The organism is Paraburkholderia tuberum STM678, from assembly GCF_902833905.1.
Classification (GTDB): domain Bacteria; phylum Pseudomonadota; class Gammaproteobacteria; order Burkholderiales; family Burkholderiaceae; genus Paraburkholderia; species Paraburkholderia tuberum.
This window is the reverse complement of the sequence record NZ_CADFGP010000002.1, coordinates 79,544-96,786: the sequence shown is the minus strand read 5'-3', so window position 1 is coordinate 96,786 and position 17,243 is coordinate 79,544. Positions and strand designations below refer to the sequence as shown.

General features: G+C 64.2%; 18 protein-coding genes. 17 read left to right on the top strand and 1 reads right to left on the bottom strand.

Annotated features, from left to right (window positions below; genetic code table 11):
• Positions 1-59: 59 nt before the first annotated feature.
• From HWY30_RS02085 to HWY30_RS02020, 15 genes are all read left to right on the top strand, one after another.
• Entirely contained in the window at positions 60-725 is a 666-nt protein-coding gene (locus HWY30_RS02085) for a TetR/AcrR family transcriptional regulator (RefSeq protein WP_090808153.1), read from the top strand.
• 13 nt (positions 726-738) lie between these two features.
• Positions 739-1,218, top strand: coding sequence for a nuclear transport factor 2 family protein (locus HWY30_RS02080; protein ID WP_090808155.1), 480 nt, complete (start codon positions 739-741; stop codon positions 1,216-1,218).
• Between the two features lie 249 nt (positions 1,219-1,467).
• Positions 1,468-1,986, top strand: coding sequence for a hypothetical protein (locus HWY30_RS02075; protein ID WP_090808157.1), 519 nt, complete (start codon positions 1,468-1,470; stop codon positions 1,984-1,986).
• Positions 1,987-2,621: 635 nt separating this feature from the next.
• Complete coding sequence (locus HWY30_RS02070; RefSeq protein WP_167368731.1) at positions 2,622-3,977, top strand: MFS transporter; 1,356 nt, start codon at positions 2,622-2,624, stop codon at positions 3,975-3,977.
• 35 nt (positions 3,978-4,012) lie between these two features.
• Positions 4,013-5,230, top strand: coding sequence for an acyl-CoA dehydrogenase family protein (locus HWY30_RS02065; protein ID WP_090810333.1), 1,218 nt, complete (start codon positions 4,013-4,015; stop codon positions 5,228-5,230).
• Between the two features lie 20 nt (positions 5,231-5,250).
• Complete coding sequence (hpaC, locus tag HWY30_RS02060; protein WP_090808158.1) at positions 5,251-5,772, top strand: 4-hydroxyphenylacetate 3-monooxygenase, reductase component; 522 nt, start codon at positions 5,251-5,253, stop codon at positions 5,770-5,772.
• A complete protein-coding gene (locus HWY30_RS02055) occupies positions 5,769-6,479 on the top strand; it encodes an EthD family reductase (RefSeq protein ID WP_090808160.1) in 711 nt (236 codons plus the stop codon). Before hpaC ends, HWY30_RS02055 begins: the two co-directional genes overlap by 4 nt.
• Before the next feature lie 49 nt (positions 6,480-6,528).
• Positions 6,529-7,449, top strand: a complete 921-nt coding sequence (locus HWY30_RS02050; protein ID WP_090808162.1) for a LysR family transcriptional regulator — start codon at positions 6,529-6,531, stop codon at positions 7,447-7,449.
• Between the two features lie 171 nt (positions 7,450-7,620).
• Positions 7,621-8,928, top strand: a complete 1,308-nt coding sequence (locus HWY30_RS02045; protein ID WP_090808165.1) for an MFS transporter — start codon at positions 7,621-7,623, stop codon at positions 8,926-8,928.
• A 136-nt stretch (positions 8,929-9,064) separates the two neighbouring features.
• Entirely contained in the window at positions 9,065-9,967 is a 903-nt protein-coding gene (locus HWY30_RS02040) for a LysR family transcriptional regulator (protein ID WP_090808166.1), read from the top strand.
• A gap of 208 nt (positions 9,968-10,175) precedes the next feature.
• Positions 10,176-11,384: a CaiB/BaiF CoA transferase family protein gene (locus HWY30_RS02035; protein ID WP_090810335.1), complete on the top strand. Its 1,209-nt coding sequence runs from the start codon at positions 10,176-10,178 to the stop codon at positions 11,382-11,384.
• Positions 11,381-12,157 (top strand): enoyl-CoA hydratase, encoded by a 777-nt coding sequence (locus HWY30_RS02030; RefSeq protein WP_090808168.1) that lies wholly within the window; start codon positions 11,381-11,383, stop codon positions 12,155-12,157. Before HWY30_RS02035 ends, HWY30_RS02030 begins: the two co-directional genes overlap by 4 nt.
• A gap of 176 nt (positions 12,158-12,333) precedes the next feature.
• Positions 12,334-12,843, top strand: a complete 510-nt coding sequence (locus HWY30_RS41390) for an MFS transporter (RefSeq protein WP_244144746.1) — start codon at positions 12,334-12,336, stop codon at positions 12,841-12,843.
• Positions 12,834-13,226, top strand: a complete 393-nt coding sequence (locus HWY30_RS41385; RefSeq protein WP_244144745.1) for an MFS transporter — start codon at positions 12,834-12,836, stop codon at positions 13,224-13,226. The genes HWY30_RS41390 and HWY30_RS41385 overlap by 10 nt, the downstream gene beginning before the upstream one ends.
• A gap of 120 nt (positions 13,227-13,346) precedes the next feature.
• Positions 13,347-14,315: a PDR/VanB family oxidoreductase gene (locus HWY30_RS02020; RefSeq protein ID WP_090808170.1), complete on the top strand. Its 969-nt coding sequence runs from the start codon at positions 13,347-13,349 to the stop codon at positions 14,313-14,315.
• 15 nt (positions 14,316-14,330) lie between these two features.
• Here HWY30_RS02020 and HWY30_RS02015 read toward each other — a convergent pair whose 3' ends face one another.
• Positions 14,331-15,251, bottom strand: coding sequence for a LysR family transcriptional regulator (locus HWY30_RS02015; protein WP_090808172.1), 921 nt, complete (start codon positions 15,249-15,251; stop codon positions 14,331-14,333).
• A 174-nt stretch (positions 15,252-15,425) separates the two neighbouring features.
• Between HWY30_RS02015 and HWY30_RS02010 the strand changes: the two genes are divergently transcribed.
• Together HWY30_RS02010 and HWY30_RS02005 are read left to right on the top strand one after the other, a co-directional pair.
• Positions 15,426-16,709 (top strand): aromatic ring-hydroxylating oxygenase subunit alpha, encoded by a 1,284-nt coding sequence (locus tag HWY30_RS02010; RefSeq protein ID WP_090810337.1) that lies wholly within the window; start codon positions 15,426-15,428, stop codon positions 16,707-16,709.
• The gene (locus HWY30_RS02005; RefSeq protein ID WP_026226450.1) at positions 16,706-17,206 is read left to right on the top strand and encodes an aromatic-ring-hydroxylating dioxygenase subunit beta; all 501 of its coding nucleotides are present in this window, start codon (positions 16,706-16,708) and stop codon (positions 17,204-17,206) included. The genes HWY30_RS02010 and HWY30_RS02005 overlap by 4 nt, the downstream gene beginning before the upstream one ends.
• Positions 17,207-17,243: the final 37 nt, after the last annotated feature.

Genomic DNA, 17,243 nt, shown 5'->3' with positions numbered 1-17,243 from the left:
AGCGCCGAAGCTCGAAGAAAAACTTGACGATGGAGAATGATCGTTCTACCTTTTCGTCCATGACACACGAAACGATTCCGACCGATCCAAATGACGCGGCCCAGCCCGGCACGGCGCGCGAGCGGCTGCTCGATGCCGCCGAGGCGCTCATCTACGCCGGCGGCATCCATGCAACCGGCGTCGATGCGATCGTGCGGCAGTCCGGCACCGCGCGCAAAAGCTTTTACACGCATTTCGAGTCGAAAGATGCGCTAATCGCGGCCGCGCTCGAACGGCGCGACGAGCGCTGGATGAACTGGTTTATCGCCGGCACGCAACGGCGCGGCAAGGGCGCGCGCAGACGCCTGCTCGGCATGTTCGACGTGCTGCGCGAGTGGTTCGCATCGGCGGATTTTCATGGCTGCGCGTTTCTGAACGCGGCCGGCGAAATCGAATCCGCCGACGATCCGATCCGCGTCGTCGCGCGCAAACACAAGGCACGGCTGCTCGGTTTCGTGCGTGCCGAATGCGTCGCGTTCGTCGTGGAAGCCGAAATCGATGCGCGTCGCGCGGCGCCGCTCGCGCGGCAATGGCTCGTGCTGCTCGACGGCGCGATCGCGGTGGCGCTCGTGAGCGGCGAAGCCGATGCGGCGCTCGACGCGCGGGCGGTTGGCAAGACCTTGCTCGATGCGGCAGTGAAACCCGCCGCAACCAAACGGCCGCCATCGCGGCGCACCACCACCTGACTGAGGAACCATCATGGCCGATACGATCGAAGCCCGCCCGCCGCTGCCGCCATTCACTCGCGATACCGCGATACAGAAAGTGTGCGCCGCGGAAGATGCGTGGAACACCCGCGAACCCGAGCGCGTATCGCTCGCGTACACGACGGATAGCGTGTGGCGCAACCGCGCCGAATTCGTGCATGGCCGCGCGGAGATCGTCGGCTTTCTGCGCGGCAAGTGGGCGAAGGAGCTCGACTATCGGCTGATCAAGGAGCTGTGGGCGTTCACCGACAACCGCATCGCGGTGCGCTTCGCGTACGAATGGCACGACGATTCGAACAACTGGTTCCGCTCGTATGGCAACGAGAACTGGGAGTTCAACGAGCATGGTCTGATGGCGTATCGTCACGCAAGCATCAATGACCTGCCGATCCGCGAAGCCGACCGCTTGTATCGCTGGCCGCTCGGCCGGCGGCCCGACGATCACTCCAGCCTGTCCGATCTCGGTCTGTAGACGTTCCCACCACATTCATCGCCGGCGGCGCACCCGATGCGCGCCGCGAACTTCTTCACCGCTTGTTCATCACGGCGCCATCGGTTCTCCGTTATCGTGGCGGTTCCGGCAGCGGGGGCACGTCGCGTGCCCGGCCAGCCGAGCGAGTCCTCGACATCGACCGCACGGCTTCAGATACAGTGCGCGACGGGCGGCACGCGGATCGCCAGAACACCATGACACCGGCGCTCGACCGGTGACGGAGAAGAAATGCACTTCAGGCAGATGAACAAGAATATCCGGCGCGCCGCGGTGGCGCTTTTCGCCAGCTTCGCGGCGCTCTCCGCGGCGCACGCGGGCAACTGGTGTGACGGCGGTGTATGGGTCGACGCGATGCTCGGCTCGTATCACATCAACCCCGATCCCGATACGCACTTCGAGCAGTTCAATCCCGGGCTTGGCGTCGAATGCTGGCTGAACAACCAGTGGGCGCTGACGGCCGGCGGCTTTCGCAACTCGCTGCGTCGGCCGTCCTACTACGGCGGCGGCGTGTGGGCGCCGGAGTTCGCGCATTGGGGAATCGTGCGGATCGCGGCGATCGGCGGGATCATCTCCGGCTATAACTATGGCAACTGGGGGCTTGGCAGCAATCACACGATCGGCCCGGTGGTCGCGCCGATCGTGATGCTCGAATACAAGCGCGTCGGCGCGAACTTCATCGTCATTCCGCCGATCCCATCGGACAATCTGCCCTTTACGATTGGTTTTCAGCTGAAGGTAAAGTTCTGACGGAGCCGTACGCAACGTGAGCGATCGCCCCCAGGTGAGGTTTTTCGGGAGCCAAAGGCTTCCGTTCTACCCGGATTGAGCAATTGCCGCGAGCGCGAGGTCTCGAATGCGGGGTCGACCTCCTGGAACTCCTCACCATGGCGCACAAAGCGTCGTTCTCTCGACTCCTGGAAATCCTCACCATCCTGGAAGACCTCACCTCAACAGGCTCGCTTCAACTTTTAGGCCTGCATTCGAGCGTGTTTTTCGCGCACTGGACGTCGACGCGCTCCGCGCTCGCTGGTCCGAAACGCAATCGTTCACCGCAACGTTGAAGCCAGCGAAGCACGTGCTGCGCGCTTCGACGCACCTCATCCCCATCGCCGTTCCGACGCGCACCGCGTGAGCCGTCGCGCATCCCGCCCACCGCTCCCGTAAACCCTCACCGTAACGCCACCTCCTGGAACTCCTCACCATTCGCGCGTCGCTCGATCCGGGCCTCGCCCATGCACGCCATTCATATCGACCATTTTTGGCCCGAATTTGACCGCGTTTATCGCCGCTCATATCGTGCAGCCATGTCGTCCGGATGTGATTCGCCCCGCTGCGTAGAGCCATCGTCATGCGGGAACCTCAATCTTCGTTCTCCCTGAGCCATGAACTCTGACGCCGTGAATTCCGATCTGAGCGCCCCGCTCGCATCACGCCGATCCGCCGCCGCGACGAGCGGCGTACGACGCGCGGTCACGACCGCCGTGCTGGGTCAAATCCTCGAATGGTATGACTTCTTCCTGTATGGAACGGCCGCCGCGCTGGTATTCGGCAAGCTGTTCTTCCCCGTCGGCAGCGATCCGCTCACCGGCACCATCGCCGCGTTCGGCGGCTTCACGGTCGGCTTCATCGCGCGGCCGATCGGCGGTGTGCTGTGCGGACATCTCGGTGACCGCTACGGGCGCAAGCTCGTGACGATGCTGACGCTGTTCGCGATGGGCACGGCGACTATGTTGATGGGCGTGCTGCCCACCTACCAGCAGATCGGCCTCGCCGCGCCGGCGCTGCTCGTGTGTCTGCGCATCGTGCAGGGGCTCGCCGCGGGCGGCGAATGGAGCGGCAGCATCCTGCTGATCCATGAGAACGCGCCGCAATCGAAGCGCGGCGCGCTCGCCGCATGGAGTCCGTGCGGCGCGGCGCTCGGCTTCGTGCTGTCGACCGGTGCGTTCCTGCTGGTGCGGAACCTGTCGTCTGCCGATTTCCTGAGCTGGGGCTGGCGCATTCCGTTCCTCTGCAGCGCCGCACTCGTCGCACTGGGTTTGTGGATGCGCCGCTCGGTCGGCGAAAGCGCCGCGTTCGCTCGAGCGAAGGCAACGCGTCGCGACACCCGCATGCCGGTGATCGAAGTGTTGCGGCAATGTCCTCGCGAAGTGCTGACGATCTTCGGTTTGCGCTTCGGCGAAGGCGGTGCGTCGTACATCTTCTTCGCGTTCTCGATCGCGTATGGCCAGTTCCTCGGCATCAAATCGAGTTGGATCCTCGGCGGCCTGACTCTTTCGATGCTGCTGATGATTCCGTTCTCGCTGTTCTTCGGCTACCTGACCGACAAGGTCGGACGCAAGCCCGTGTATCTCGCCGGCGCGATTGCGTTGGTGCTTGTCGCATGGCCGTACTTTGCGCTGCTCGGCTCCGGCGAATACTGGAAAGTGATCACGGCCCTCGTGCTGGCGAACAGCCTCACGCTCGGCATCCTCGAAGGCGCGCAGCCCGCGTTCATCAGCGAACTGTTGCCGGTACATCTGCGCTTCTCGGGGCTTGGCATCGGGCGCGAAATCTCCTCGGTGCTCGGCGGCGGCCTGTCGCCGATGATCGCCACGGCGCTGCTCGCGCACTATCGCAGCGCGACGCCGGTCGCTCTGTATCTCGGCGTGCTCGGTCTGATCACCGTGATCGCGACGCTGCTCGCCCGGGAGACCTATCCGAAAGCGATGCGCATCGAAGCGCATCAGGAAACCGAATGACATCGTTCACATCACCGAATCAAGAGGTAACGCGCATGCACGCCGTTCATACCGCCAGCGCCCGCGCTTGCACCGCCGACGCACCCATCATCGACACGCAGGAGGACTACCCCGAATACACGGGCCCGCTGTCGCTCGATGACCTGATCACCGAAGTCGAGCGTCGCCGCGACGAGTTCGATGCGGTTTCACACGTCCCGCGCGACATGATCGTGAAGATGAAGCGCGCGGGCATCTTCCGCGCGAGCACGCCGAAACGCTTCGGCGGCGACGCGCTGCCGCCGCCACAGTTTCTGGCGATGCTCGAACGCATCGCGATCGCCGATGGTTCGACCGCATGGGTCGCGGCCTTTGGCTCCGCGAACACGTATCTTGCGTCGCTGCCGGTCGAGACTCAGGCCCGCATCTACGCGTCCGGTCCGGACCAGGTTTTCGCGGGCGGCCTGTATCCCCTGCAACCGGCCGAGCGTGCGCCCGGCGGCTACGTCGTGTCGGGTCAATGGCGTTTCGCGAGCGGCTGCAAGGGCGCGGACTGGCTCGGCGTCGGCATCGGTGGCGCGCCGGGCAAGGTCGGCGACGCGAACGCGGGCAAGCCGTTCACGGCCGTGTTTCCGGCGAGCGAAGTCGAGATCGTCGACAACTGGAACGTGGTCGGCATGCAAGGCACCGGGAGCCACGATCTGCGCCTGAAAAACAGGTTCGTCGACGAGCAATGGACCTTCGTGCGCGGCGGTGCGCCGCTGATCGACGAGCCGCTCTACCGCTACCCCGCCGTCGCATATCAGGCACAGGTGCATGCGGCGGTGAACCTCGGGCTCGCGCGCGCGGCGCTCGACCTGCTGGCCGGTATGTCCGGCGTAACCAGAACGACGACCGGCGCGCCGCGTCTTGCCGACCGCGCGTACTATCGCTCGGGTCTCGCGCAGGCGGAAGCGAATCTGCGCAGCGCGCGCGCGTTCTTCTTCGAGTCGGCGCAAACTTCGTGGCGCACGGTCATGGCGGGCGACCCCGTGTCGCCCAGCGAGGCCAATCTGCTGCGGCTCTCCGCGACGCATGCCGCGCATACGTGCGCCGAGGTGGTCATGCAGGCGTACAAGATGGCTGGCATCGGCGCGATCTATCGCGAGAGCCGCATGCAGCGGATGGTGCGCGATTCGATCGTCGTCACGCAGCACGCGTTTCTCGGCGAAGGCACCTACGACGCGTCGGGCGCGCTGTTCGTCGGCATACCGCCGGTCACGCCCTATCCCTGAGCGACGTAGGAGCGACTGTCATGACGCACGACGAAACGCGCACGCACTTCCGCAACGCGATGGCTTGCCTCGGCGCGGCCGTCAACATCATCACGACCGATGGTCCGCGCGGGCGCTGCGGCATCACCGCGAGCGCGGTCTGTTCGGTGACCGATACGCCACCGACCATGCTGGTGTGCATCAATCAATCGAGCTATGTGCATGACGTGATGCACGAAAACGCGAACCTGTGCATCAACATCCTTGGCGCGCACTGCCAGGAGCTGGCGCGCGTGTTCGCGGGCATGACGGGTTGCTCGATGGACGCGCGTTTCGATCAATGCGCGTGGCAGCCGGGAGCGCTCGGCGCTCCGGTGCTTGGCGACGCGCTCGCGAGCCTCGAAGGACAGATCGTCGACAGCAAGACGGTGGGCTCGCACTCGGTGATGTTCGTGCGGATCGAACGGATCGCCACGCGCGATGACGGCGATGGCCTCGTCTACTTCGGCAGGCAGTTCCACCGGCTTGCGCGTGCCGGTGTCGCGGCTTGCGAGGCGGCATGACGATGCAGGTCTGTCTCTTTCTGATCGGCACGAGCGACGCGCGGCAATCGCTCACGGACCCGCGCGCGCTGCTGCGGGCCACCACGCAAGTCGCGGGGCTGCGCAAGCTGATCGTGCACGAGCCGATCGCGGGACAGGTCGATGCGCGTATCGCGCCGGCGGCCGATGCGCCGTCATGCGTGCTGCAGTGGTACTTCGACGAACTCGAGCCGCTCGAAGCCGCGCTCGAACCTGACGGCGCGATCGCGCACGCGTTGCATTCGGCCATGCGCGCCGGATTCAGCCCGCAAAGCTTCTCGCAGCAGGTGATGGCCGTGCGCATCTTCGCGCCACCGCAGGCTGCGTCGGTCGAAGACAACGCGCAACGCTGCACCTATCTGGTCGCATACGAAGGCGTCGCGCAAGACTTCAACGCGTGGCTTACGCACTATCTGGCGCATCATCCGCCGTTGATGCTGCAATTGCCGGCGCTGCGCGAAATGGAGATCTACACGCGCATCGACAGCCGCAGCGGTTTGCCGTTTGCGCGCGCGAGCGCGATGCAACGCAACAAGATCGTGTTCGACGATGCGAGCGCGCTCACCGATGCGCTCGCGTCGCCGGTGCGCGATGCGATGCGCCGCGACTTCCACGCGCTGCCGCCATACAGCGGGGCGACGCCGCATTTTGCAATGCGCAGCATCTACGGTAACCTCGCCGCATATTGACCGGCGCGTCGCGCGGCCAGCGACATGCCTTAGTTTGCGAGAGCTGCGCATGAACAAGCTGAATCCCGGCATCGCCGATCTGAATCTTCTACGCGTGTTCCTCGCGATCTGGGACCTGCGCAGTCTGACGGCGGCCGGCGATCGGCTCGGTCTCACGCAACCGGCGGTCAGTCATGCGCTGCGCCGTCTGCGCACTCTGTTCGAAGACCCGCTGTTTTCGCGCACGCCCAATGGCATGGTCCCCACCGATGCCGCGTACCGCCTCTATCCGCCGCTCGCGCAAGCGTTCGCGATCATCAACGAAGCCGTGCAGCAGCTGGCGAAGTTCGAGCCGTCGACCGCGCGACGGGTGTTTCGCGTGTCGATGTCGGACATGTCGGAGTTCTACTTCTTGCCCCCGCTCGCCGCGCTGCTCGATCGCGAAGCGCGCGGCATCCGCATCGAGGTTGCCAACGTGCCGGTCGAGTCGGTCAGCGCGGCGATGCGCGCCGGCGAAGTCGATCTCGCGCTCGGCTATGTGCCGGGTCTCGACGCGGGCTGCGTGAGCCGGACGCTGTTCGTCGACGAGCACGTGTGCGTGGTGCGCGCCGGTCATCCGCTGCGCAAGACGAGGCCGAGCCGCGAAGATCTGACCGCGCTACGCTACGTGTACGCGAGCACCAATGCGACCGGGCATCGGATGGTCGAGCAATGGCTCGACGAGCTGAACCTGAAGCGCGAGGTCGTGCTGCGGCTGCCGCATTTCGTCGTCGCGCCCGAGATCGTGATGAATACCGATCTTGCCGTGATCTTTCCGAAAAGCATCGCGAAGCGCTTCAACCGCGGCAAGGCGTTCCGGATTCTGCCGCTGCCGTTTTCGCTGCCGCCGATCGAAATCCAGGTGCACTGCCACTCGCAGTTCGCGGCGGACCCCGGCATCGCGTGGCTGCGCGAGACCATCCATACGATGTTTCATCAGCCGGCACGCTGAGCGCCCGTGAGCTTGCCCGCGGGTGCCCGGGCACGCCGGGCATATTAGCTGCACTGATACCCGCCCTGCTTTTCGGCTAATTTGACGCCACTATCTGTCGCCTCGACACTGCGTATCGTGCGAAGCCTTTTCTGAAAGGCCGCCATCCCCCCAATTCAAATGCGAGCAGACATGTCCTCCGTTCAATCCCCGATCGCGGCCGGGCGCGCCACAGAAGAGTCGGATCGCGCACTCAGGAAAATCATCATTGCGTCGGTGGCCGGCAACGCGATGGAGTGGTACGACTTTTTCGTGTACGGCACCGCGGCTGCGCTCGTGCTCGGGCAACTTTTCTTTCCCGCGCACGCGGACCCGTTGATCGGCACGATCGGGGCGTTTGCCGCGTTTGCGATCGGCTTCGTCGCGCGTCCGCTGGGCGGCATCGTGTTCGGGCATATCGGCGACCGCTATGGACGCCGCGCGTCGCTCGTCTGGACGCTGCTGATCATGGGCTTTGCGACCTTCGGCATCGGGCTGTTGCCGACCTACGAGCACGTCGGTCTGGCCGCCCCCGCGGCGCTCGTGGGCTTGCGCTTGCTGCAAGGCATCGCATCAGGTGGCGAATGGGGCGGCGGCGTGCTGATGATCAGCGAGAACGCTCCGCCCGAAAAACGCGGCTATTTCGCGGCGTGGAGTCAGCTCGGCGTGGGCGGCGGCTTCGTGCTGTCGGCAGGCGCGTTCCTCGCGGCGCAAGCGCTGCCGCACGATCAGTTCATGTCATGGGGATGGCGTCTGCCGTTTCTCGCGAGCATCGTGATTTTCGCGCTCGGCGTGTACATCCGTCACAACCTGCCGGAGAGTCGCGACTTCGAGAACGCGGAGAAAGCCGGCAAGACCGCGCATATGCCGGTGCTCGAAGCGATCAAGCGTCACCCGAAAGAGATCCTGATGGCGATGGGTCTGCGGGTCGCGGAAAACGGCGGCGCCTATATCTTTCTCGCGTTTTCGCTCGTGTACGGCAAGTTCGTCGGCATTTCGAATTCGGTGATGCTGACCGGCGTGATGCTCGCGATGGTGGTCGAAATGGGCGCGATGCTCGCGTGGGGCAAGCTGTCGGACCGCATCGGGCGCAAGCCGGTGTATATGATCGGCGCGGTGTCGCTCGTGGTGATGGCGTTTCCGTTCTTCTGGCTGCTCAACACGCAGTCCACGCCGCTGATCTGGCTCGCGCTTCTGCTCGGCACGGCCGTCTGCCACGGCGCGATGATCGGCACGCTGCCAGCGCTCGTCGGCGAACTGTTCAGCACCGAAGTCCGTTATTCCGGCGTGGCGCTCGGTCACGAAGTCGCGTCGATCTTCGCGGGCGGCCTGTCGCCGCTGATCGCGACCGCGCTGCTCGCGCACTACCAGGCCTACTGGCCGGTTGCCGTGTTCCTGATCTTCCTCGGTCTCGTTACCGTCGTCACGCTGAAGTTCACGCACGAAACGCGTCAGCCGTAATGCTTCGCCTGCCTGGCGTGCAAGCCTTCGCGCGGTGACGTGTATCGCGCGAAGGCTTCGCTTTGGCCCGCGCAGTATGAGGTAAAGGAGTGCGGTAACATGGCACTCCCCCAAGACCCGGTCCTCATGTCAGCGCATGAAAGTCGACACCACCACCGTTCGTCTCGTCGTCGCGATGGTCGAAGAGGGCAGCATCTCGCGGGCGGCCAACCGGCTGGGGCTCGCGGTGGCGGCGGCGTCGCGGCGCGTGTCGGATCTCGAGGAGCAACTCGGCACGAAGCTCTTCAGGCGCGTACCGCACGGCGTGGAAATGACCGAGTCGGGTGGCAAGCTGCTCGGCTATCTGCAGCAGGTCGACACGCTGGTGGACCGGCTCGCGAGCGAGGCGCAGGCACTCGTGAGCGGGTTCGACGGACGCATCGTGATCGGCGCGCCGAAAGCCGTGATCATCGAGTTTCTCGCCGCGGATATCGCCGCGATCCGGAATGCCTATCCGGGCATCTCGCTGAAGATCGTCGAAGAGAACAGCCGCATCGTGCAGCAGATGTTGCGCGACAAGATGATCGACATCGGCATCTACGAAAAGAAGAGCGGCTTTCTCGATCTGCCGCAAATGCGCTATCGCGAGGACCGGCTGGTGCTCGTTTATAGCCGTGCACATTTCCATCTTGATCCGCAGCCGATCACGCTCGACGCCTTGCTCGAGCTTCCGCTCGTCAGCCTCGGCAAGGGCTCGGCAATCCTCGCCGCCGTGCAGCGCGCGTTTCACAGCCGCGGCCGCCGCTTCGATTGCGACTATCTGGTCAATGGTTTCGACACGATGCTCGCCGTCGTGCGCCACGGGCTCGGCGTGGGTCTGATGCCGCCCGACGTGCTGCGCAGCTTCCATCCCGAGGACGGCCTCGGCGTCGTCGAGCTCGCGGGTGACTGGCATCAACGTAGCTACGTACTGTCTTGTGTGGAAGGACATGCGCAGGCGCAGACGCTGCGCAACGTCGAAGCCGCGCTCACGGCCGGACGGCGCGTGGCCGGCCGCTGAAGCGCGGGCGCAGCAGTTCCTGCGCTCGACACCCTCGACTGCAAAGCACCACCCCCTTCGTCTTTTGCGAAACCAGGTATGACTGTCGCATTCTTGCGGCGGCACCTCGCGTGCGCGACAGTTGACGCACGCCAACACGGTGCTGCAACGGCCGGCCGCGCGACGCGCTTCGCGCGACAGCGGCCCGGCAGGAAAAACAGGAGACGACATGACGCAAAGCCACGCACAAACACCATCCAGCGACGACGCGGATACGGACAACCGGCCGTTGCCGCTGCAGGGCATCCGTGTGCTCGACGTCAGCCAGGTGATGGCCGGCCCGTTCGCCTGCATGATGCTCGCCGATCTCGGCGCGGACGTCATCAAGGTCGAACCCCTCGAAGGCGACCAGACGCGCGGCGCCATGGGCTTCAAGATGAAAGGCCCGGACAGCATGGGCTTTCTGAACATGAACCGCAACAAGCGCTCGGTCGCGCTGGACCTGAAGACCGACGAAGGGCGCGAGTTTTTCTACAAGCTGGCCAAGACCGCCGACGTGATCGTCGAGAACTATCGGCCCGGCGTGGTTCAGCGGCTGCGGATCGATTACGAGACGATCCGTGAAATCAACCCGAAGATCGTCTACGCGAGCATCTCGGGCTTCGGTCAGAGCGGCCCGTGGTCGCAGCGCCCCGGCTTCGACCTGATGGCGCAGGCCATGTCCGGCGTCATGAGCGTGACGGGCTACAAAGGCGGCAAGCCCGTGAAGGCCGGCGTGCCGGTGGCCGACATCGGCTGTGCGCTGTTCGCCGTGTACGGCGTGCTTTCCGCTTATATCGGCGCGCAGAAGACCGGGCAGGGGCAACACGTCGACGCGTCTCTGTTCGATTCGGCGATGGCCTTCTCGATCTGGGATATGTCGGATTACTGGGGAACGGGTGTCGAGCCGACGCCGCTTGGCACCAGCAACAAGATGAGCGCGCCGTATCAGGCCGTGAAGGCGCGCGACGGTTACTTCGTGATGGGCGCAACCAACCAGAAGCTGTGGTCGCGTCTTTGCGAACTGCTGGAGCGGACCGATCTGCTGACGAATCCCGAGTTCGAGACCGTTTCCCTGCGCCTGAAGAACCGCGAAGCGCTGATCGAATCGCTCGAGAAGTCGTTCGGCCAGCGCGACTGCGAGGCATGGATCGAGACGATGCTGGCCGCGGGCATTCCCGCCGGACCGATCCTGTCGTATCCGCAAGCCTTCAGCAGCGAACATGCGCAGTATCGCCGCATGTGCATGGAGATCGACCATCCGGTTGAAGGCAAGGTCAAGAACATCGGCTTTCCGGTCAAGATGCTCGGTACGCCGCAGCGCGTAAGACGCCATCCGCCGCGGCTGGGCGAGCACAACGACGAGCTTTACGCAGAGATCAACGGGGCCGCGAAATGAGCGAAGCGACGAGTGAGAAAGTCAGGCTCGAACGTCTGACGGAGTCGGTCGCGCAGATCGTGATCGACCGCCCCGAGCGGCACAACGCGATGTCGATTCCGATGTACGAGACCTTGCTGGCATTGATCGACCAATGCCGCGCGGACGAAACCGTAGGTTGCATCGTGCTACGCGGCGCGGGCGGCAAGTCCTTTATCTCGGGCACCGACATCGACTACTTCCGCGACTTTACGGCAGGCTCGCAGGGCGTCGAATACGAAGCGCTCGTCGAACAGGTGATCGACGCGGTCGAACGCATTGCGGTGCCCACCGTCGCCGCGATCGACGGTTGGGCCGTGGGTGGCGGACTCGCCATCGCTACCGCGTGTGACTTCCGCATCTGTGCGCAGGGCTCGCGCTTCGGCGCGCCGATCGCAAAGACGTTATCGAACACGCTGTCGTCACGCAATCTCGCGAGGCTCGTGGCGGCATTCGGCGTGCCGCGCGTGAAGAAGATGCTGCTGCTCTCCGATTTCCTCAGCGCCGCCGAAGCGCACGCGTGCGGCTATGTGTATGACGTCACGGCGAAGGAACAGGTCGGCCACGCGGCGTGCGCGCTCGCCGAGCGGCTCGTTGCGCTATCGCCCGTGACGCAGCATGCGGTCAAGGAGAGCTTGCGGCGCATCGTGATCGATCAAAGCCTCGCAGACGAGGATCTCGTCGAGCAGGTGTACGGCAGCCAGCGGTTCCGCGACGCCGTCGCGGCCTTCGGCTCGGGAACGCCGAAGGGCTGAGCGTCCTGCGCTGCACGCGCAATGGCAGGGCTTCACCGCAAAAAATAAATGACATCTGGAGGACGACACATGAAACGCCTGTCGCTGAAGGCCACCACCACCGTGCTGGTGATGTTGTGCCTGATGTGCTGCTGGGTCTCGGCGAAGGCGCGACGTTTCCGGCCTCGACTAGCGCGATGGCCTCGTGGATCGCCCGTGACAAGCGCGGCATGGCACAGGGCATCGCGCACTCGTCCGCGCGGCTGGGCAACGCCATCGCACCGATGCTGGTCCTCACGCTGATGACCGCGTTCAACTGGCGCTTTTCGTTCTATCTGCTCGGTGCAATGAGCGCCGTCTGGCTGGTCCTCTGGTATCTGACCTACACGGAGCGTCCCGTCGATCACCCGCGCATCACGCGCGCCGAACTGGATAAACTGCCGCCTCCCAAGACGCGTCCGGTCGATCCGCGCGGCACGTGGATGCGCCTGTATAAACGCATGGCACGTGATCTCGGCGGTGTACTTCTGCTACAACTGGATCCTGTGGCTGATGCTCGACTGGATGCCGCTGTACTTCATGCATTCGTTCCACCTGAACATCAGGAAGGCCGTGGTGTTCACCTCGGGCGAGCGACCGCCTGTTGCGCAGGACCGGCAACGTCAAGCTTGCGCGCAGCTATCTGGTGGCCTCGTGTATGGCGTTGACCGCGCTGTCGCTGGTTCCCGTCGTGCTGCTGCACGATCCGATGATTTCGCTGATCTTCCTTGCCGCGGCGATGTTCTTCAACGAAATGAACGTCGGCCCGATGTGGGCGATTCCGATGGACGTCGCCTACGACCGCTCCGGCACGGCCAGCGGCATCATGAGCGGCACCGGCTTCACTGCGGCGATCGTGAGCCCAGTCATCGCCGGGTTGGTCGCCGACCGGTTGCACAGCTGGGATCTGACGTTCGTACTGTCGATCGGCGTAATGCTCTTCGGCATCGTGCTGAGCTTCTTCACGAAGCCGAACATACCGTTTTCGAATGACGCGACGCAGCCGCGCAGCGAATCGCAACGCAAGGAGGACGCGCTGTCGGGCGCTTGACACTTCAGCATAAAATAAATCGCATTGATGCAAGCACGGTTTTTTAATCTATTTTGCTTATCCGATGCGGGGCGCTAATCTCGGCATATCGTCCCCCCAGGAATACATCGGAAGGCAATCATGCAAGCTTCAACCCTGAAAGTCCGCGTCGATGCCTTGTGCGAAGAAGCGCACGGGGTCCGCTCGTTCAGCATTTCGCGGCTCGATGGGCTGCCGTTCGAGCGCTACGAACCCGGCGCCCATATCGACGTCACGAGTCCTTCGGGCGTCACGCGGCAATACTCGTTGTGCGGCGACCCGGAGTGTATCGAGTCGCAGATTTTCGCGGTGAAGAAGGAGGAGCAATCGCGCGGCGGCTCGCGCTCGCTTCATGAAGAGGTGAGCGTCGGCACCGAACTGTCGGTCGGCGCGCCGCGCAACCTTTTTCGTCTCGAAGAAAGCGCGGACGAGCACATCCTGATCGGCGCGGGCATCGGCATTACGCCGTTGCTGTCGATGGCTTATCGGCTCGCCGCGCGGCACGCGCGCTTCGCGCTGCACTATTTCGCCCGCAGCGAGGCGCACGCGGCCTTCATGACGCTGCTCACGCGCGAGCCGTTCGCACGGCACGTGAAGCTGCATTTCGGCGTGCAGCCCGAGGAGCTGAAACCCGCGCTCGATGCGTGCCTGCTCGATGCAGGCGCGAACGCGCATGTCTACACGTGCGGTCCCTCGCCGTTCATGGATTTTGTCGTAGCGAGCGCTCAGCAACGCTTGCCCCCGGAAGCGATTCATCTCGAACGCTTCAAGGCGGAGCCGGCTCCCGTGGCCGAAGCGTTGCTCGATAGCTTCGACGTGCAGCTCGCGAGTAGCGGTCAGACGGTGCGAGTCGATGCGAACACGTCGATCGTCGATGCGCTCGCGTCGATCGGTATCGAAGTGGACACGTCATGCGGCGAAGGCGTGTGCGGTACCTGCATGGTCGATGTGGTCAGCGGCGAGCCCGAGCATCGCGATCACTGCCTGAGCAAGGCCGAGCGCGCGAGCAATAGCGTGATCTGCTGCTGCGTGTCGCGCTCGCGCACTCCCGTGCTCGTGCTCGACCTCTGATTCACCTGCGCGTAATCACATTTTCTCGAAGCCCGCGAGGATCTCGGTGATGAGGCCGCGCATCCACGCGATGCCTTCGTCTTCGTGGAAGTGCTCGTGCCAGTGCATCGTCACGGCGGCCTTCGGCAGCGGCACGGGCAGTGCATAGATCCGGAACGCGTCGCCGCGATTGAGGATATGCGCGAGCCGTTCGGGCAGCGTCGCGAACAGATCCGTTGCGGCCAGCACGCCAGGCACCGCGACGAAGTGCGGCAACGCGAACGCGATATTGCGGCCGACGCGTTGCGCGCGCAGCGCGTCGTCGAGCGCATGGTGGCTATGTTCGAGCGAGCGCACCTGAATGTGCGACGCGGCCAGAAACCGTTCGAGCTTCAGCGTGTCACCGCTCGGCAGGTCGCGGCGCTTGCGCGTCATGCACACATACGATTCCTCGAACAGCAGGCTATGCCGCGTGCGCGGCAGCAGCGACGGCAGATTGCCGATCGCGAAGTCCAACCGGCTCGAGCGCAGCGCCTCCTCGATCTCCTCCACCGGCAACGGCTCGACGACCAGCTTCACGCGCGGCGCGGACTTCTGCAGCGCCGCGCACAGCGCGGGCAGATAGGCCATTTCGCCCGCATCCGATAGCGACAGACGAAACGTGCGCGTGCTCGTCGCCGGATCGAAACGTTCCGCGTAACGCAGCGCCTGACGCACGGTATCGAGCGCGTGGCCGACGATTTCCGCCAGCTCGAGCGCGACGGGGGTCGGCTGCATACCCGCGCGCGTGCGGATAAAGAGCGGATCGTCGAACATCGTGCGCAGACGGCCGAGCGAGTAGCTGACCGCGGGCTGCGACAGCGCGAGGCGTTCGCCCGCTTTCGTCAGGCTGCGCTCCTCGACGATCGCCTGAAACACCCTCAGCAGATTGAGATCGACGTGGTCGATGGAGGTCATGGGGTCTCTTGTGATATCAGCCGAACTTATTCGGCAACCTGTTTTTAATCGATTTGACGCATGATCGTCGCAAAGCGAGACTGATGTCAACGAGAGGATGCGCTGATGTGTTGCACGCGACTCGTCGCGTCGATGTGCGTCTTCATTCCAACCACGCAACTGCCCCCGCATACGATGAGTACACCGACCTATCAAACCATCGACACCAGCGCTTTAGCCAAGCGCGCCGAGGCCGATCGCATCGCGCCTTCCCTGTACTACGATCCCGAGCTGTTCGAAGTCGAACTGGAGCGCATTTTCTACAAGACGTGGATCTGGGTCGCGCATGACAGCGAGCTGCCGAAGCCCGGCGATTTCATCACGACGACGATCGGCCGGCAGCCGGTGATCGTCGTGCGCGACAAGAGCGGCGCGGTCAACGTACTGCAAAACCGCTGCCGGCATCGCGGCGCGACCGTGTGCGAAGAGCACAAGGGCAATGCGAAGGGCTTCACGTGCCCGTATCACAGCTGGTCTTATGCGCTCGACGGCACGCTGCGCGCTCTGCCGTACGGCGACGGTTACGAAGGCGTATGCGAAAAGGGCGATCTGCCGCTCAAGAAGCTGCGCGTGGGCGTCTATCAGGGCCTCATTTTCGCGAGCTTCAACGAAACGATCGAACCGCTCGAAGACTTCCTCGGCGGCGCGAAGCCGTGGATCGACCTGTTCATGAAGCAGGGCGCGGGCTATCCGATCAAGGCCAACGGCGAGCACAAGTTCAAGTTCAAGGGCAACTGGAAGATCCAGCTCGAAAACACGACGGATCTGTACCACTTTCCGGTCGTGCACAAGTCGTGGATGAAGTCCATCGACGACGAAACCGCCGCCGCGATCACCAGCTTCATGACGAGCGACCAGGCGTTCTGCCGCTCGCTCGGCAACGGTCACAGCCTCGCGGTGCTGATGCCCGAGATCGTCGATCTGGACCGCGACGATGGCGCGCCGCTGCCCGAGCGCTTCAGCGAACTCGCCGCGCAACTCGCGCAAAAGCACCCGCCGGAAGAAGTGCGCCGCATCGTGCGCTCGCTGATGGGCGTCGGCTTCAACCTGAACCTGTTCCCGAATCTCGCGCTGTCGATGGCGTTTTTCCGTGTGCTGCGGCCGATTTCCGCCGAGGAAACGGAGATTCGCCACGTCGCGCTCGCGATGGACGGCGGTCCTGAAGAAGCGAACCGCGTGCGCCTGCGCATTCACGAGCACTTCCAGGGCCCGTTCGGCTTCGGCAGTCCCGACGACGCCGAAGCGTGGGAGCGCGTGCAGCGCGGCTCGCATGCGGGACCGGACGTACCGATCCTCGTCAATCGCGGTCTGAATCGCGAAACGACCGCCGCGAACGGCGAGAAAACCGCCCACGCAACCGATGAAACCGGCATGCGCGAAGCCTACAAGCAATGGCGCGCAATGATGGAGCAGGCATGATGGACGACAGAAACGCACTCTTTTCCCATCAGACCTTTGCGCGCGCGATCGAGTTCATCTGGCGCGAAGCCGAATTGCTCGATCGACGCGACTATCGCGAGTGGCTCGAGTTGTGGGACCCGGCGGGCCACTACGTGGTGCCGATCGATCCGAACACGACCGATTACGCGGCAACGCTGAACTACGCGTACGACGATCAGCACATGCGCGAGCTGCGCGTGCAGCGCATGACGTCGGGCTATTCGGCATCCGCCTCGGATGCCGCGCGCACGGTGCGCACGGTGTCGCGCTTCACGCTCGCGAGCGATAGCGCGGACGTGGTCGAAGTGAAGTCGTCGCAGATCATCATCGCGTACAAGCGCGGCACGTCGACGATCTTCGCGGCCGATCTGACGCACAAGATCAGCATGGCGAGCGGCGAGCCGCGTCTCGTCGAGAAAGTAATCCGCCTGATCGATTCCACCGATGCGCTGAGCGCGATCGGCTTCCTGCTCTGACCGGTCATCATGCCGACACTCGAAGGCTATCAACCGA

Excerpts from the sequence above, each read along its gene's own strand:
- HWY30_RS02040 (WP_090808166.1), top strand. The coding sequence starts at position 9,065 with ATGAAAGTCGACACCACCACCGTTCGTCTCGTCGTCGCGATGGTCGAA.
- HWY30_RS02010 (WP_090810337.1), top strand. The coding sequence starts at position 15,426 with ATGAGTACACCGACCTATCAAACCATCGACACCAGCGCTTTAGCCAAG.
- HWY30_RS02030 (WP_090808168.1), top strand. The coding sequence starts at position 11,381 with ATGAGCGAAGCGACGAGTGAGAAAGTCAGGCTCGAACGTCTGACGGAG.
- HWY30_RS02080 (WP_090808155.1), top strand. The coding sequence starts at position 739 with ATGGCCGATACGATCGAAGCCCGCCCGCCGCTGCCGCCATTCACTCGC.
- HWY30_RS02085 (WP_090808153.1), top strand. The coding sequence starts at position 60 with ATGACACACGAAACGATTCCGACCGATCCAAATGACGCGGCCCAGCCC.
- HWY30_RS41385 (WP_244144745.1), top strand. The coding sequence starts at position 12,834 with ATGGCGTTGACCGCGCTGTCGCTGGTTCCCGTCGTGCTGCTGCACGAT.
- HWY30_RS02020 (WP_090808170.1), top strand. The coding sequence starts at position 13,347 with ATGCAAGCTTCAACCCTGAAAGTCCGCGTCGATGCCTTGTGCGAAGAA.
- HWY30_RS02045 (WP_090808165.1), top strand. The coding sequence starts at position 7,621 with ATGTCCTCCGTTCAATCCCCGATCGCGGCCGGGCGCGCCACAGAAGAG.
- HWY30_RS02075 (WP_090808157.1), top strand. The coding sequence starts at position 1,468 with ATGCACTTCAGGCAGATGAACAAGAATATCCGGCGCGCCGCGGTGGCG.
- HWY30_RS41390 (WP_244144746.1), top strand. The coding sequence starts at position 12,334 with ATGGCCTCGTGGATCGCCCGTGACAAGCGCGGCATGGCACAGGGCATC.
- hpaC (WP_090808158.1), top strand. The coding sequence starts at position 5,251 with ATGACGCACGACGAAACGCGCACGCACTTCCGCAACGCGATGGCTTGC.
- HWY30_RS02070 (WP_167368731.1), top strand. The coding sequence starts at position 2,622 with ATGAACTCTGACGCCGTGAATTCCGATCTGAGCGCCCCGCTCGCATCA.
- HWY30_RS02055 (WP_090808160.1), top strand. The coding sequence starts at position 5,769 with ATGACGATGCAGGTCTGTCTCTTTCTGATCGGCACGAGCGACGCGCGG.
- HWY30_RS02035 (WP_090810335.1), top strand. The coding sequence starts at position 10,176 with ATGACGCAAAGCCACGCACAAACACCATCCAGCGACGACGCGGATACG.
- HWY30_RS02015 (WP_090808172.1), bottom strand. The coding sequence starts at position 15,251 with ATGACCTCCATCGACCACGTCGATCTCAATCTGCTGAGGGTGTTTCAG.
- HWY30_RS02050 (WP_090808162.1), top strand. The coding sequence starts at position 6,529 with ATGAACAAGCTGAATCCCGGCATCGCCGATCTGAATCTTCTACGCGTG.
- HWY30_RS02005 (WP_026226450.1), top strand. The coding sequence starts at position 16,706 with ATGATGGACGACAGAAACGCACTCTTTTCCCATCAGACCTTTGCGCGC.
- HWY30_RS02065 (WP_090810333.1), top strand. The coding sequence starts at position 4,013 with ATGCACGCCGTTCATACCGCCAGCGCCCGCGCTTGCACCGCCGACGCA.